Annotated in this window: 17 protein-coding genes and 1 pseudogene; 10 read left to right on the forward strand and 8 right to left on the reverse strand. The window is 56.6% G+C overall.

What is annotated here, in order from left to right; genetic code table 11:
- The first annotated feature begins 109 nt into the window (after positions 1-109).
- Positions 110-1,087: an HpcH/HpaI aldolase/citrate lyase family protein gene (locus tag ACR0EL_RS21075; RefSeq protein WP_480502103.1), complete on the forward strand. Its 978-nt coding sequence runs from the start codon at positions 110-112 to the stop codon at positions 1,085-1,087.
- A 506-nt stretch (positions 1,088-1,593) separates the two neighbouring features.
- Complete coding sequence (locus ACR0EL_RS21080) at positions 1,594-2,223, forward strand: helix-turn-helix domain-containing protein (protein WP_353013978.1); 630 nt, start codon at positions 1,594-1,596, stop codon at positions 2,221-2,223.
- On the opposite strand, the gene ACR0EL_RS21085 is transcribed toward ACR0EL_RS21080, so the two are convergent.
- From ACR0EL_RS21085 to ACR0EL_RS21105, 5 genes are read right to left on the reverse strand one after another with little or no spacing between them, the layout of a single operon-like run.
- Positions 2,201-2,698: a GNAT family N-acetyltransferase gene (locus ACR0EL_RS21085; protein ID WP_480502105.1), complete on the reverse strand. Its 498-nt coding sequence runs from the start codon at positions 2,696-2,698 to the stop codon at positions 2,201-2,203. The two genes, ACR0EL_RS21080 and ACR0EL_RS21085, sit on opposite strands and share 23 nt — an antisense overlap.
- Before the next feature lie 19 nt (positions 2,699-2,717).
- A complete protein-coding gene (locus ACR0EL_RS21090; protein WP_480502107.1) occupies positions 2,718-3,785 on the reverse strand; it encodes a heme-dependent oxidative N-demethylase family protein in 1,068 nt (355 codons plus the stop codon).
- A gap of 12 nt (positions 3,786-3,797) precedes the next feature.
- Positions 3,798-4,760, reverse strand: coding sequence for a PDR/VanB family oxidoreductase (locus ACR0EL_RS21095; RefSeq protein WP_353013981.1), 963 nt, complete (start codon positions 4,758-4,760; stop codon positions 3,798-3,800).
- The gene (locus tag ACR0EL_RS21100) at positions 4,757-5,353 is read right to left on the reverse strand and encodes a dimethylamine monooxygenase subunit DmmA family protein (RefSeq protein WP_480502110.1); all 597 of its coding nucleotides are present in this window, start codon (positions 5,351-5,353) and stop codon (positions 4,757-4,759) included. The genes ACR0EL_RS21095 and ACR0EL_RS21100 overlap by 4 nt, the downstream gene beginning before the upstream one ends.
- A 55-nt stretch (positions 5,354-5,408) precedes the next feature.
- Positions 5,409-6,554 (reverse strand): aminomethyl transferase family protein, encoded by a 1,146-nt coding sequence (locus ACR0EL_RS21105; RefSeq protein ID WP_480502112.1) that lies wholly within the window; start codon positions 6,552-6,554, stop codon positions 5,409-5,411.
- Between the two features lie 341 nt (positions 6,555-6,895).
- On the opposite strand from ACR0EL_RS21105, the gene ACR0EL_RS21110 reads away from it, so the two are divergent.
- From ACR0EL_RS21110 to ACR0EL_RS21140, 7 genes are all read left to right on the forward strand, one after another.
- Complete coding sequence (locus ACR0EL_RS21110; protein ID WP_480502114.1) at positions 6,896-8,269, forward strand: ammonium transporter; 1,374 nt, start codon at positions 6,896-6,898, stop codon at positions 8,267-8,269.
- Between the two features lie 11 nt (positions 8,270-8,280).
- Complete coding sequence (locus ACR0EL_RS21115) at positions 8,281-8,496, forward strand: hypothetical protein (protein WP_353013989.1); 216 nt, start codon at positions 8,281-8,283, stop codon at positions 8,494-8,496.
- A 146-nt stretch (positions 8,497-8,642) separates the two neighbouring features.
- Positions 8,643-9,572, forward strand: coding sequence for a class II glutamine amidotransferase (locus tag ACR0EL_RS21120; RefSeq protein WP_480502117.1), 930 nt, complete (start codon positions 8,643-8,645; stop codon positions 9,570-9,572).
- 1 nt (position 9,573) lies between these two features.
- On the forward strand, positions 9,574-10,257 hold the full coding sequence (locus tag ACR0EL_RS21125) for a protein GlxC (protein WP_480502119.1): 684 nt from the start codon (positions 9,574-9,576) through the stop codon (positions 10,255-10,257).
- 20 nt (positions 10,258-10,277) lie between these two features.
- Complete coding sequence (locus ACR0EL_RS21130; protein WP_170694336.1) at positions 10,278-11,606, forward strand: FMN-binding glutamate synthase family protein; 1,329 nt, start codon at positions 10,278-10,280, stop codon at positions 11,604-11,606.
- Between the two features lie 78 nt (positions 11,607-11,684).
- The gene (gene glnT / locus ACR0EL_RS21135) at positions 11,685-13,013 is read left to right on the forward strand and encodes a type III glutamate--ammonia ligase (RefSeq protein WP_170694319.1); all 1,329 of its coding nucleotides are present in this window, start codon (positions 11,685-11,687) and stop codon (positions 13,011-13,013) included.
- A 65-nt stretch (positions 13,014-13,078) separates the two neighbouring features.
- A complete protein-coding gene (locus tag ACR0EL_RS21140) occupies positions 13,079-13,789 on the forward strand; it encodes a type 1 glutamine amidotransferase (protein ID WP_480502121.1) in 711 nt (236 codons plus the stop codon).
- On the opposite strand, the gene ACR0EL_RS21145 is transcribed toward ACR0EL_RS21140, so the two are convergent.
- On the reverse strand, positions 13,790-14,224 hold the full coding sequence (locus ACR0EL_RS21145; RefSeq protein WP_480502123.1) for a group II truncated hemoglobin: 435 nt from the start codon (positions 14,222-14,224) through the stop codon (positions 13,790-13,792).
- A gap of 141 nt (positions 14,225-14,365) precedes the next feature.
- Between ACR0EL_RS21145 and ACR0EL_RS21150 the strand changes: the two genes are divergently transcribed.
- Positions 14,366-15,211 (forward strand): EamA family transporter, encoded by an 846-nt coding sequence (locus ACR0EL_RS21150; RefSeq protein WP_480502125.1) that lies wholly within the window; start codon positions 14,366-14,368, stop codon positions 15,209-15,211.
- On the opposite strand, the gene ACR0EL_RS21155 is transcribed toward ACR0EL_RS21150, so the two are convergent.
- Both ACR0EL_RS21155 and ACR0EL_RS21160 read right to left on the reverse strand, forming a co-directional pair.
- A complete protein-coding gene (locus ACR0EL_RS21155; RefSeq protein ID WP_480502127.1) occupies positions 15,196-15,678 on the reverse strand; it encodes a hypothetical protein in 483 nt (160 codons plus the stop codon). The genes ACR0EL_RS21150 and ACR0EL_RS21155 overlap by 16 nt on opposite strands.
- Positions 15,675-15,775: pseudogene (locus ACR0EL_RS21160) on the reverse strand (bifunctional methylenetetrahydrofolate dehydrogenase/methenyltetrahydrofolate cyclohydrolase); the annotation flags it as partial. The pseudogene ACR0EL_RS21160 and the gene ACR0EL_RS21155, both read right to left, overlap by 4 nt.

Below are 15,775 nucleotides of genomic sequence, written 5' to 3' on the forward strand. Positions count from 1 at the left end.
TGGCGAAGACGGCAACGCCGCGGTCGAGGCCAAAGTCAAAGCCGAAGTCGCAGACCTCTGCGCCAAATTCCCGATCTATCCAAACCTGTAAGACGAAGGACCCAAACCCATGAGCTTTCATTCCATTGACCAAGCCCCTGCACGGTTGAACCGCAGCGAATTGGCCGTACCGGGCAGCCAGCCCGGCATGTTCGAAAAGGCCGCGCAGTCGGACGTGGATGTCATTTTCCTTGATCTCGAAGATGCCGTAGCACCTGACGAAAAAGAGCAGGCCCGCAAGAACATCATTGAGGCGCTGAACGATATCGACTGGGGTGCCAAGACAATGTCTGTGCGGATCAACGGGCTTGATACGCACTATATGTACCGCGATGTTGTGGACGTCGTCGAACAGGCTGGAGAACGCCTAGATCTGATCATGATCCCGAAGGTTGGGACCGCCGCTGATGTTTACGCTGTCGACATGTTGGTGACCCAGATCGAGGACGCCAAAGGATACAACAAGCGGATCGGGTTCGAGCACATCATCGAAACCGCTCTTGGTATGCAGAATGTCACCGAGATCGCTGCCGCATCCAAACGCAATGAAAGCCTACATTTTGGTGTTGCGGATTACGCGGCCTCAACCCGTGCGCGAACAACGATCATTGGTGGCGTGAATCCAGATTACTCCGTTCTGACGGACGCAGACGTCGATGGCGGTCGACTGACCCATTGGGGCGATATGTGGCACTACGCGCTGGCGCGCATGGTGGTTGCCGCCCGCGCAAATGGCCTTCGTCCCATTGACGGACCTTTTGGCGATTTTCAGGATCCGGACGGTTATCGCGCCGCAGCCAAACGCGCAGCGGTTCTGGGCTGCGAAGGAAAATGGGCCATTCACCCCAGCCAGATTGCGCTGGCGAACGAGGTCATGTCACCCTCGGATGCCGAAGTGAACAAGGCTCAGCGCATTCTTGTGGCTATGGCCGAGGCCGAAGCGTCCGGCAAAGGCGCGGTGTCTTTGGATGGTCGCCTGATTGACTATGCCTCGATCCGTCAGGCGGAAGTATTGGTCGAAAAGGCGGGTCAGATCGCTGCCGCATGAGCGCACTATGACCAGGCAATCCTCAACTGATCTGAGGGATAGCGCCGCAGCCATCTTTACTGCGGCGATTGCCGCCGCGGATCCGGCGGTTTCGCTGTGCAGACGATTGCGGACGGCGCCGTTTCCCGCGGCTAACCCTTCATAAGGCCCGAGTGAACCAACGGAAACACGCCTGCGTTGATCCCACCCAGAATGATTCCGTAACCCACCAACATGCGCAACGCACCGTTACCCTGAGTCGGATTCCGAAACATCGAAGTCGGGCTGCTGAGCAGGAACAGAATATCGATTGATTGGGAGCCAGACAGACCATCGCAAATCGATCAAACAACAGAAACCTAATCTTGATCTTTTTTCTGCCAGCATGATTATTTTACTATCAGGAATATTAAGTGCTATGATAGCCCGAATAGAACCGGGCATTGCAGCGCTGCTGCTTGCGCACCTGATTTGGACCAGTATAGCAAGGCATTGAAAGCGAGACATTGAAGAAACGCGAAGTGGAAATGACGGCAAATCTGACACAGGACCCACACTCTGTTCGAACAGGTGAACGTGAAAAAGTGCTCGAAGTTGCCATCGGCCGTGAGGTCCGTGCCTTTCGCAAACAGCAAAACATCACCGTCGCGGAACTTGCACAATTGACCGGCCTATCTATCGGTATGCTGTCAAAAATTGAGAACGGCAATACATCGCCCTCGTTGACCACTTTGCAATTGCTGGCAGACGCCTTGTCCGTACCTCTGACCAGTTTTTTCCGCCAATTCGAGGAACGGCGGGAAGCTGTGCACACCAAGGCTGGCGAAGGTGTGGAACTGGAACGTGAAGGAACGCGCGCCAATCACCAGTACAATTTGCTGGGGCATATTGGAGCCAACGGATCAGGTGTGATAGTCGAGCCCTATCTGATTACGCTGACGGAGCAATCTGACGTCTTCCCGACGTTCCAACACGGCGGGATTGAAACGATCTATATGCTGGAGGGCGCCGTCGATTATCGCCACGGCGATAAAATTTATCCGTTAAAGCCCGGCGATACGCTGTTCTTCGACGCGGATGCTCCGCACGGCCCTGAACGGCTGGTCAGCCTGCCGGCACGTTACATTTCGGTGATCAGCTATCCGCAGACAAACTGATCTGTTTGCGCAACAAGAAATCTGTGGGTTTATCGTAACCCTCGTGGCTTCCGGTACTTACTATCGTAAATCCGAGCCGGGAAAAAACGCGATGGTTCTCGGTAAGTTCGATGCGAGTTTCTAATTCAAGCTCAGTCAAACCAATGGCCGCCGCGCGGCGCTCCGCATGATCGATTAACGCTCGGCAAACGCCCTGCCCGCGCATCTGTTCCCGCACCGCCAGCTTTCCCAGGTAAAGGCAATCCGGCTTTGGTGTAAGGAAAATGCACCCAAAAAGCGGACGGCCAACAGCCCAGATCTCACCCCCAGTTTGGCAATGGGCCTTCATAGCTTCGACGGTAAGCCGATGAATCGAGGATGGCGGATCTATCCTGCCGTCCATGTATTGGAACGACGTGCGCAGCAGCGCGAGCACGTCGTAGAACGCTAAGGCATCATCCCCTAGCTGCCAAATCGTTCTGTCCTGATCAGCCACGACCCATCCCGACATCCACCTACTTTGACAAGGGCGGTTCCGTTTCCAGATCCGGCCATACACCCGGTGAGGTTGGAAGACCGTCGTCAAATTGGCTGAGGTAGTCCAGCATCATTGGACGGTTGTCGATAAACCCTTTGTAGGTGGCCAATTCAACCGGAAGATCGCGGATTACACGGTGCAGACGGCGACCCCATTTCGGTACAGTCATCAGATCCTGAAAACTGCACAGATAACAGCGGATCGGAAACACCAGCGCGTTTGACCGCGGCAACCGGAAGAAGGTTTGCAACTCAACCCGCAAATGCTGCTTGTGAGCGATGTTCTCAGGCGTCAACGTTGTCTTCTGAATACCCCATTTGTGATAGTTTTCCGGGCTGGTATCTAGCAACGGATTCACCGTCATCGTCCAGTTCAGACGCCGCGCCGGAGCCCCTTGCTGAATGTTCAGCAGGAATTTCAGCGCGCGCTTGAAAATTCCCATCTCATGGGCTTTCGGAACTGGCGCATGCCATTCGAAAAAGTTCATGCCGATGTCGAAATCCAGGCTCCAGTCTGCCTGGGTCGTTACCATCCCCGCGTCCATCCACAACATCTCATCCCGCTGATCAAGCACAGCGAAGTCGCCCTGCGCCTGACGCGTGATGTACTCCATCGGACCGTATGGCAGGGTGGTTTCGTCCATGAAGGTGAAACTGTGATCAATGCCTAGCGGCTTGTTGATCCAGCGCCACTGATTGCCGTTGCGGTGCAGCTCGAACAGGTCTGGATAATCCTCTGACTTGCTGACCATGATCAGCTCGAGTAGGTCCCAACCGGCCAAGGTCATATGCGGCAGTGACTGACAACGTAGAGGGTCCTGATCCAGAACGATGGCCCGGTCTTTCATCTCGGATACATAGTGTTCGTCTACATCGAACCGCATTTCATAGACCGAGCCCTCGGGTCCGCCTCGGTGCTGCTCCATGTTGACCGAATACATGTAGCTGTCTTCGTGAAACGGGAAAGGAAAGCGTTTGATCGCCCATTCCGAGTTGTGGAACGTATATTCGTCGCGGAAGGACTCATCGTTGAATTGAATGGTCATGTGGGCCTCCTCTCAGCGGTCCAGCACGAGGGACTGGCCCTCGAAACGCGATACGCAGGGCATGATCTTCTTGCCTGCGGCTTTTTCTTCGTCAGTCAGCCAATGATCGCGATGAACAAAGTTCCCGTCGTGATCCAGAACAACGGTTTCGCATTGACCACAGGCCCCGCCACGGCACAGATACGGCGCATCCACGCCTTCGCGTTCGATGGCTTCCAGCAGGCTTTCGTTCTCACCCACGTGAATGACTTTGTCCGATGTTGCCAAGCGCACTTCGAACGGTTTGCCGGGCTGCGGTGCCAGAAACTCTTCGTAATGCACGCAATCCTCGGGCCAGCCTTCGGCGGCAGCAGTTCCGCGCACCCAATCGATCATGCCTTTGGGGCCGCAGACATAGACATGCGTGCCCAAAGGCTGCCCGCTCAGCAGATTTTTCAGATCGATCTGCTGATTTTGGTCGTCATAGTACAGATGTGTTTCGTTTGGATGCCTGTCTGTCAGTTGATCGGCATAAGATGCCAACGCATTGTTACGGCACGCATAATGCAGTTCCCAATGACCGTGCAGAAGTTCTAGCTGTTTGATCTGCGCCAGAAACGGGGTGATACCGATGCCACCTGCCAGAAACAGGTGCTTGCGGGCCCGCAGGTCAAGCGAGAACAGGTTGACCGGATAGCTGATGGTCATCTCATCGCCCAGTTTGACCTGACGGTGCATGAACAACGAGCCACCCCTGCCCTGATCGTCGCGCCGAACCGAGATCGTATAAGACGACTGATCAAACGGGTCGGACATCAGGGAATACGGGTTAAGCCGCGTGATACCACCGTCCTGCATTTCGACAACAGTATGCGCTCCGCCTGAAAAGGTGGGCAATTGCCCGCCATCAACGCGTTCGAACCGGAATCGCGTCACTAATTCGTTCAGCGGGGTGATTTCGGTCACTTTGACCTGAATTTTCTCGGCACCGCTCATTCGTAGATCCCCTTCGGCTCGGGCACGTTACCATGGTCCTCGGCGTCAACACGGACGCCCTGATAGGCGGCAAGGCGGCGGGAATAGTGGTCGCGCACAAACAGGTTGAGCCCACAGTGCGCGCAGACAAACGGATCGACCTCGACATCTTCGGTGATGCCTTTGCAGTGCACACATTGCATCCGGCGCGCGACCGAGCCGCGATGTTCGGTCTGAATCGCAGTATGCGGAAGACCGACGGCCATCACCTCGTTCATGGCCTGCCCCATCATCCCCTCGGTGCCGGTCAGATAGACCTGCAATCCCATATGCGCGTCCTCTAACACGCGGCGAATGCGGTGCAGCGCGGCTGCATAAGACGGGCCTTCGTAGAATTGCGCAGGATTCAGCGCCTGCAGCCGTTCTGAAAAATCCGTGCCTTTTGGGATATAGATCAAATGGGCTTTAGCCATCAGATCGGGTGTCGCTATGTCAATGATGGCTTCGGCCCCTTCGGCCTCGGCGATCATAAGATGATGTTCACCTGAGCGAACCTCTAGCGTACCCCAGACCGGGCGGCTTGCGATTGACTTGGGAAATTCGAACTTTGACATTGTGCCCTCAAACAGGAAAAGGGCGCCACGGTGTGTCCGTTGCGCCCCCTGAAACTCAGCCCTTTGCGGTTCTGATCGATTTGTCCTGATCGTAGAACGGCATCTCTTCCGCAGTCGCCGCTATTTCTGTCCCATCGCCGTTGCGCACTGTCAGCTCGGTGCCGGGCGAGGCACAGGCGACCGGCATCCGCGCGATACCCACATTGTGCCCATTGATTTCGGAATACATACCGAAGGTGACAACACCGACCTTTTCGCCGTTCTGCAGCAGGTCAGCACCCTCATCCGCCGGGGTGGTGCCATCCAGTTTGACACCATAGATCTTGAACCGTTCTTTGCCTTGCGAGGCATAGTGGTTCTCGGCGCCGATAAATCCGGTCTTGCCTGGTGAAACTGTGAATTCCAGACCCAGTTCCCATAGGGTATCGCCGCAGGTTTCGTCATCGAATGGATAGGTTTCCGAGTTGTCCCCAGGATAAAACAGCAGGTAGCTTTCGGTGCGCAGCAAATCGAGCGTCGAGAACTGGACCGGAACAATGCCCATGTCCTTGCCTTCGGCAAGGATGTTGTCCCACAGATGCACAGCGTGCTTGGCCTGGCAGAAAATCTCATACCCGCGCTCGCCGGTATAACCGGTCCGCGAAATCATCACAGGGCAGCCATAGAGCTTGGTCTGCATGATGCCAAAATAGGCCAGATCCCGAATACCCGGAACGTGTTTGGCCAGGAAATCCACCGCCACGGGACCCTGCAACGACATGTCGTGCATGTCGTCGTCAAAAATGACCGAACAATTCTTACCGGCGGCCACCGATGTCAGCTGTTCCATCCCTGTCCCGGTGCCGTGCACGACAAGCCAGGTGTTCACCGACAGGCGGTAGATGATGCAATCGTCGACAAATTTGCCTTCGGAATTCAGGATCGACGCGTAGGTCGACCGGCCCGGCATGATTTTTTCCACATTCCGCGTCGTGACACGGTCAATGACATAAGCCGCATCTTCGCCGACCACATGAACCTTCTTCAGACCTGACACATCCATCAGCCCTGCCTTGGTGCGGATCGCCTCGTAATCTGCTTTGGCGCGTTCCGGGCTGTGGTCATAGAACCACGCGGTTCCCATACCGTTCCAGTCTTCCAGCTCGCCGCCGATCTCGGCATGGCGCTGCGCAAGGGCGGACGTCCTCCAAAGAATGGCCATTGTTCAGCTCTCCCGTTGATTGCTTTTTGTTGGCCATATTGAGGCCGAAGTCGGATCGAAAATCAACACCTCTGTGCAGATTTTTTTCCTGTTGGGAATATTTGCCTGCAATTTTCGCACCCTGGGCGGGGTGCGCGATAGTTATATAAGTACTTATTTATCAACGCTATAGCCATTTGATCGGCGTCAAAAATCCTGCGCGAATTACTGGCCTCAAAGATGTTTGCCCCACATATCTATTGACAGGTCGCGAATGAAATTGTCCCCTGAGTGCATAATTATTCCCAGCAGGAAATTCTTCGCAGAAAGACCTCCTGCTGCAACAACAGGGAGACTACGAAGTGGATGGTAATCTAAATGCACTCACGACGGTCTTTACCGAGTTCTACTACTGGGTAACGGTCGTTTTCATGTTCCTCATCCATGTGGGCTTTTGCATGTACGAGGTCGGCGCCAGCCGGGCTCGTAACCATATGCACACATTGATGAAAAACATCATGATCATCCCGCTGGTGACGGTCACGTTCTTCTTCTTTGGATGGTGGATTTACTGGGCCTTTCCAAACTTTCCGTTCTGGGGTGGTTTGGATACCGAAGCGGGCGCTGCAAATCTACCATGGGCCGACACCATGGCGACCAATCTGGGTGACAGAATCACCGGCGTCTTCTGGGCGGCATTCCTGCTGTTCTCGTGGACGGCAGCCTCGATTGTATCTGGCTCTGTGATCGAGCGGATTAGATCTTCGGCCTTGTGGGTCCATGCCGTGATGATTGGTTCAGTCTGGTGGATCATCGACGCCGCGTGGGGTTGGCACTACGGCGGTTGGATGGTGCGCGTTCTTGGGTACCACGATGCTTACGCTTCCGGGGTTATTCACGCAATCGCAGGCGGTTACGCACTTGGGGTGATCATGGTTCTGGGTCCCCGCCTAGGCAAATTTGCCAAAGACGGTACGCCGCGGGATATTCCGCCGCATAACCCTTGGCTACTGACCATCGGGATATTCCTGATCTACACAGGTTTCTGGGGCTTCTATGCTGCATGTAATGTTCCGGCGATATCTCCGGAAGCAATTGACGGTCAGATAACGGGCGTCACGTGGACCGCGACCAACATCTATCTGGCGCCGACCACACTTTCCGCGATTACCTTCAACTTCCTGATGTCTCTGTCTGGCGGGTTGATGGCAGCGTATGTCATTTCCAAAGGTGACGCGTTTTGGACGTTCTCGGGCGGACTGGCCGGTATTATCACTGCATCTGCGGGTAACGATCTATATCACCCGATCCAAGCAATGATCATTGCCGCGATCGGTGTCGTGATCGTATACAAGCTGCACTATTGGGTCGAGCGTCGGTTCAAGTTGGATGATGCCGTTGGTGCCGTTGCCGTGCATGGCTATGCAGGGTTCGTTGGCCTGGTGATTTCCGGCTTTGTCCTGTGGGGCGTACCTTCTTCGCCATATGAAGGCTATGCAACGATCAACCCGGTCGGCCAAATCACCGGCGCGGTCATCATGTTCTTTGTTCTTGGCTTCTTACCAGGTTGGATCCTGGCGAAAATTCAAGCAGCCGCTGGTGTTCTGCGCATCCCGGAAGAAGTTGAACTTCAGGGTCTCGATTACGCTGAACACCATGCCTACGAAGACGCCAAAGCCGCGATTATTGCAGCCGACAAGGAAGAACTGGCTGCCCGTGGCGTAGCAGCTAAGTAAGGGAGAAAAATATGTCTACTAACGGATATACAAGTTGGGCCGTAGATTTGGCCGAAGTCGGACCAATCTATCCCTTCCAAGGTTACGAAGTCCTGATGGTCATCGTGGGCGTCGCATTCTGGATCGGTTGGCATCGCATCCAGTTTGTCCGGGAAGGTGAGCACCTTGAGAAGGCTCGTCATACCGGTGACGAAGAGAAGGTGAAGGCACAGCTGGAACGATACTAATCCACCTTTGAATACTGGTGATGGGCGTAAATCTGAGTTTGCGCCCATTGCCTATCAGGAAAATTATTTTCCTGTGATTATTGATACTCGCTGGATTTGTTGATACCCTCGAATCAGGACGAAACACACAAGGAGAATTGCCAGCTATGTGCGGAATTGTTGGATTATTCCTGAAAGACCGGTCGCTTGCGCCACAGTTGGGCAATATGCTGACAGACATGTTGGTCACCATGACTGATCGCGGCCCGGATAGTGCGGGGATCGCGATTTATGGTGATGAATCAAATGGCCACACCAAGATGACGCTGCAATCGCCTAACCCCGGCGAAGATTTTGCCGGGTTGGCCGACGACTTGGAACGACGCTTGAATGTCACGATCACACAGACTGACAACGACACGCACACCGTTCTGGACATTCCAGCAGGGCAGTTTGAAGCGGCACGGGCCGCGTTGGCGGAAATCCGGCCTTCAGTCCGGATCATGAGCCGGGGCGAAATGCTGGAGATCTACAAAGAGGTCGGCCTGCCCAAGGACGTGGCCGCGCGCTTTGACATCAGCAGCATGAGCGGCACACATGGCATTGGCCACACTCGCATGGCGACAGAGTCTGCCGTCACGACGATGGGTGCACACCCGTTCAACACTGGACCAGATCAGTGTCTGGTTCACAACGGCTCGTTGTCGAACCACAATTCGCTGCGCCGCAAGTTGCGCCGTGAAGGTGTGGTGATCCAAACCGAGAATGATACCGAGGTCGGAGCCGCCTATCTGACCTGGAAGATGATGAACGGGGCCAGTCTGGGCGAGGCGCTGGAAAGCAGCCTCGAAGACCTAGATGGGTTCTTTACCTTTGTGGTCGGCACCAAAGACGGGTTCGGCGTGGTCCGCGATCCGATCGCCTGTAAGCCTGCGGTGATGGCCGAAACCGATCAATATGTGGCCTTTGGCAGCGAATACCGGGCGCTGGTGAACCTGCCGGGTATCGACGAGGCCCGCGTTTGGGAGCCAGAGCCAGCAACGGTTTATTTCTGGTCCCACAATGACAGCCCCACGACCAACGAAAAGGCCGCATGACATGCAAACCTATGATCTTGAAGCAGACGGCCTGCGTGGGTTGAACGCGACGCTGCAGGAGCAAAGCAAAGAGACCAACCAGACCAACTGGCAGGTGGTGAACCCGAAGGGCAGCCACGCCATCGCGGTCGGGCTAGACGCGCCCATCGAGGTGACGGTCAAGGGGTCAACCGGCTATTACTGCGCGGGAATGAACCAGCAGGCGACGGTCAAGGTCGAAGGCTCGGTTGGGCCCGGCGTGGCCGAGAACATGATGTCCGGTCAGGTCGTAGTCGAAGGCGACGCCAGCCAATACGCCGGCGCCACGGGCCACGGCGGTTTGCTGGTGATCAAGGGCAATGCAAGTTCGCGCTGCGGAATCTCGATGAAGGGGATCGATATCGTGGTGCATGGCAATATCGGCCATATGTCGGCCTTTATGGCGCAGGCCGGTAATCTTGTGGTCTGCGGTGATGCAGGCGATGCACTGGGAGACTCGCTTTACGAGGCGCAGCTATTCGTGCGCGGCTCGGTCAAAAGCCTGGGCGCCGATTGCATCGAGAAAGAGATGCGTCCCGAGCATCTGGAAATCCTTAGGGACCTACTGGACCGCGCGGGCGCGAATGCCCATCCAAAAGAGTTCAAACGCTACGGGTCCGCCCGTCAGCTTTATAACTTCGACGTCGACAACGCCGCTGCTTACTGAGGAAGAAGGGTATGAAAGACATGGACGATCAGATCCCCCGCACCCTGCCGATTCAGTCGGCGACCTTCACCAACCCGATCAATGCAGAGATCCGGCGCGCTGCGGCCACAGGTATCTATGATATTCGTGGTGGCGGAGCCAAACGCAAGGTGCCGCATTTCGATGATCTGTTGTTTCTGGGCGCCAGCATCAGTCGCTATCCTCTCGAAGGTTACCGCGAACGCTGCGACACCTCGGTGACGTTGGGCACGCGCTTTGCCAAAAAGCCGATTGAGCTGGACATTCCGATCACCATTGCGGGTATGAGTTTTGGGGCGCTGTCTGGCCCGGCAAAAGAGGCCTTAGGTCGAGGCGCTTCGGCAGCGGGCACGTCAACCACGACCGGCGACGGTGGCATGACCCCCGAAGAGCGCGGCCATTCAAGCAAACTGGTCTATCAGTATTTGCCTTCGCGCTACGGCATGAACCCGGATGATCTGCGCAAGGCCGACGCGATTGAGGTCGTTGTTGGTCAGGGCGCAAAACCCGGCGGAGGTGGTATGTTGCTGGGTCAGAAGATCAGCGACCGCGTCGCAGAAATGCGGACCCTGCCCAAAGGCATCGACCAGCGCTCGGCCTGTCGCCATCCCGACTGGACTGGCCCAGACGATCTGGAAATCAAGATCCTCGAACTGCGCGAGATTACCGGCTGGCAGGTGCCCATCTATGTCAAGGTTGGTGCGACCCGCCCCTATTATGACACCGCACTGGCGGTAAAGGCCGGGGCCGATGTGGTGGTGATGGACGGCATGCAGGGCGGCACTGCCGCGACGCAAGACGTTTTCATCGAGCATGTGGGGCTGCCGACGCTGTCCTGCATTCGTCCCGCCGTGCAGGCGCTGCAGGATTTGGGCGTGCATCGCGAGGTGCAACTTGTGATCTCGGGCGGCATTCGCACCGGGGCCGATGTGGCAAAGGCAATGGCCCTTGGCGCCGACGCGGTAGCCATTGGTACCGCCGCGCTGGTGGCGCTTGGCGACAACGACCCAAAATGGGAATCCGAGTACCAAAAGCTCGGCACCACCACAGGGGCTTATGACGACTGGCACGAAGGCCAAGACCCCGCGGGTATCACCACGCAGGATCCCGATCTGGCCGCCCGTCTGAACCCGGTCGAGGCCGGACGCCGTCTGCGCAACTATCTCAAGGTGATGACGCTTGAGGCGCAGACCATTGCGCGGGCCTGTGGTCATAATCACCTCCATAACCTTGAACCCGAGGATTTGTGTGCTCTGACCATGGAGGCCGCCGCGATGGCACGTGTCCCGTTGGCTGGGACAAGCTGGTACCCGGGCAAGGAAGGGTTCTGAACCGATGCTGCGCGGCTCCCTGACGGGGGCCGCGTTTTTGCTTTGAAAAAAATAAACAACAGGGAAAGGAAAGCCATCGTGACGACAGATCTCGCAGCTTTCGCAAAAGAAAAAGGCGTCAAATACTTCATGATCTCGTTCACCGACCTGTTCGGTGGGCAGCGGGCCAAGCTGGTGCCCGCGCAGGCGATTGCCGAGATGCAGGAAGACGGCGCAGGCTTTGCCGGGTTTGCCACCTGGCTGGATATGACTCCCGCGCATCCTGACATGCTGGCGGTGCCGGACCCGTCATCAGTGATCCAACTTCCATGGAAGCCCGAGGTCGCCTGGGTTGCAGGTAACTGCGTGATGGAAGGCAAGGATGTTGCCCAGGCCCCGCGCAATGTTCTGCGCCGCCTGATTGGCGAGGCCGCCGAGATGGGGATGCATGTCAAAACCGGCATCGAGGCTGAATTCTTCCTGCTGACCCCAGATGGCGAGCAGATCAGCGATCCGTTCGATACGGCTGAGAAGCCCTGTTATGACCAGCAGGCGGTGATGCGCCGCTATGACGTGGTGCGCGAGATCTGCGATTACATGCTCGATCTCGGCTGGGGGCCGTACCAGAACGACCACGAGGACGCCAACGGCCAGTTCGAGATGAACTGGGAATTTGACGATGTTCTGCGCACCGCCGACAAGCATTCGTTCTTCAAGTTCATGACCAAATCTGTAGCCGAGAAGCACGGGTTCCGCGCCACCTTCATGCCCAAGCCTGTCGAAGGGCTGACCGGTAATGGCTGCCATGCTCATATCTCGGTCTGGGATGCACCCGGAGCGGACGCCAAAACCAACGTCTTCGCCGGCGAAGGCGACGGTCCGACCGGCGAGGTGGGACTCGGCGAACAGGGCAAGTATTTCCTGGGCGGGATCATGAAACATGCCAGCGCGCTGGCGGCGATCACCAACCCGACGGTGAACAGCTATAAGCGTATCAACGCACCGCGCACCATGTCGGGCGCGACCTGGGCCCCTAATACCGTGACCTGGACCGGCAACAACCGCACCCACATGGTCCGAGTGCCCGGCCCGGGCCGGTTCGAACTGCGCCTGGCCGACGGCGCCACCAACCCCTATCTGCTGCAGGCGGTCATCATCGCCGCTGGATTGTCCGGCATTCGCTCAAAAGCCGATCCGGGACGTCGCTGGGACATCGACATGTATGCCGAAGGCCACACCGTCACCGACGCCCCCAAACTACCGCTGAACATGCTCGACGGGTTGCGCGAATATGACAACGATACCGAGTTGAAAGCCATGATGGGTCAGGAATTCTCAAGCGCGTTTCTGAAGATGAAGCATCAGGAATGGAACTCGTTCGTCAGCCATTTCTCAAGATGGGAAAAGGACCACACGCTCGATATCTGAACAAATCAGGGGCTGCAGAGAACCTGCCGCCCCAACCCCTTCGATCAGACGGAGACCTGCACGTCGTGAACGTTCTGATTTTCCAGCATTCGTCAGGCGAAAATCCCGGAGCGTTTTTGGAACACATTTCATCATGCGGTGATGCGGCCAAAGTCGTGCATCTGTATGATGGCCAACCAATCCCGCAACTCGACGATTTTGATTTGCTTCTGGTTCTGGGCGGCCCGATGGACGTCTGGGAAACCGAGGCGCATCCGTGGCTCGTGCCCGAAAAACAAGCGATCAGGACGTGGATTCAAGACCTCAAGCGTCCTTACTTTGGGATATGTCTGGGCCACCAACTTCTGGTTGATGCGTTAGGAGGGAAATGTGCACCTATGCAAAAGCCTGAGATCGGTGTGCTCTCCATCAATCTGACTGACAACGCGCGCAGTGATCCGCTGTTCGGGCCCCTGCCCCATCAATTCCGGGTGCTACAGTGGCATGGGGTTGAAGCCATCGACCTACCGCCCAACTCATCGGTTCTGGCGCAATCTGATGCCTGCGCTGTACAGGCTTTGCGGGTCTCAGATCGCGCCTGGGGCGTGCAGTTTCACCCCGAACTTGTTCAGGGCACGATCCGATCGTGGATGACCGATCCGGCAAATCATCAATGCGCCGTGGATTGGCTTGGATGCGCAGATGCGGTGCAGGAGATGGTCACTGACAGCGACACTATTGCCGAGGAACAATTCAAGATCACGTCCAGCATCTATACCAGACTGCGACAGATCTAATCAGCCATGAACCTCAAGGTTCTTTCCGCTGTCGGCTTCAACTCTCCAGTCTGGGACATCGTTGACCAGCATCAATGCCGCACGGCGCAGAGTTCTGCGCATTTTGTCCACCACCGGACCGTCCATTCCGCAATCCGCCAACGCGGCGTCAAACGTATCCAGCCAAAGCTCGGCATCGGCCTCGCGTATCGGCACATGCGCATGAATTTCACGCAGGTCCATATGACCAAATCGCTCACGATAATACGCCCGACCGCCCAGGAACCCGCTCAGAAACTCAAATTGTGCCTGTCTGGTATGAGACAACCCGTGTCCGCGAAAATGCAACCTGTGCAATGAATGTACGGCCGGATCGGTCTCCATGCGGTCGTAGAACCGTTCGACCAGAGCCCGAAGCCGATCTTCACCGCCGATTTGATCCAAAGCCGATGACAAACGTCTCTTCTCCGAATTGTAGCCGCCAATAAATATTGCATAACAGGAAAATAAGTTTATCACCAGTGACATGTTGGCGCGGTTGATATCGAAAGGTGGGCACGGAATGTCCGGACTTGGCCAGATACATGGGGCGACCGGATGAGCGCCCTTGCACTGGGTCTGCTGGCCGCATTGTGCTGGGGTTTTCACGATCTCGCCGTGCGATATGTCAGCCAGTCCGTGAGCGTCATCGCAGCGTTGATGGCCGTACTGATTGCCGGGGCCGTGCTTCAGTTCGGACTTATGGCGATCTGGTCCGGGTTTGCCCCCATGCCCGTCGAGGCGGTGTCCTATGCGGTTGCGTCGGGTGGCTTTTACCTGCTGGCTGGCCTCAGCATGTATGCTGCATTTCAGCGCGGACCCGTACGTCTGGTCGCCCCGCTTGTCGCCAGCTATCCCGTATTGTCAGTCACGCTTGCAATATGGCGCGGTTTCGAAGTCAGCATATGGCATTGGCTGGCGATCATCGCCATTGGTGTCGGCGTGTCCATTGTCTCAACACGATCCGACGATGACGGCGCGGAATATCCTTCAGCGGGGCCGACAATTGCCTTTTCCATTCTTGCGGCAATTGGGTTTGCTGCGACATTCGCTTTGGGACAGTATGCAGCCGAACTGGGCAATGAGTTCACCGTTTCGCTGATTGGTCGACTAACTGCGATCCCTGCGCTGGCTGTAATCGCCCTTGCATCCCGCAAGTCGCTTTGGCCAGGCGTGCGGGCCCTACCCCTTTTGTGCCTGATGGGCGCGCTCGATGCGGTGGCAATTCTGTGCGTCGTGTCTGCTGGTGGGTTGCCTAATGCCCAATACGCGTCCATTGCAGCCTCGATCTTCGGATTGTTGACGGTTGTATTGGCCTGGGCAATCTTGCGAGAGAGAATGTCTACATCTCAATGGCTTGGATGCATCATTGCATTTGCCGGGATTGGCTATCTCGCGATCTGAGCATCTTTTAGCCCCATGGCAATTCCATGGGCCTGATGCGCCGCAGTCGCGCTGTTCAGTACGCAATCGATTTCGCCCGGCCGGACCGGTCCGGGCAGATGCCATGCGCCTGGGCGAATGAGGTCTTTGTATCCCAGCAACTCACCGCGCAAACTTAGAATATCGATTTGAGCAGGCGCGGCAGGCAGCAACAAGACAGCGTAGACATCCACCGCCTCGTTCAATTGCTTGACCTGAGTTCGGCACTTATCCTGCGACACATCCTTGCCCCAGAATTGCTGATCCAACGCCATGCCGGTTTGTGCCGCGCGGGCTACCAACGCGCGGGCGCGCGCGGCATTCGACGCTGAATGACCAATGGACACGATCACCATACGCGCGGCACGGCCCGCAAAACGCCAATAGTGTTGCGCGTTGGTGCAGGCAGGTAGGCTGCCGCCGGTTTGAGAGGCGGCAGAGAGGTTCACGCCGTCAGGCCTTCTGGTTCTGGCAGGCTGTTTGCGCGGCATGCGGCGGTGAGGGTGTTTGCGAGTAGGCAGGCGATGGTCATGGGGCCGACGCCTC

Source organism: Ruegeria sp. AH12, from assembly GCF_056541465.1.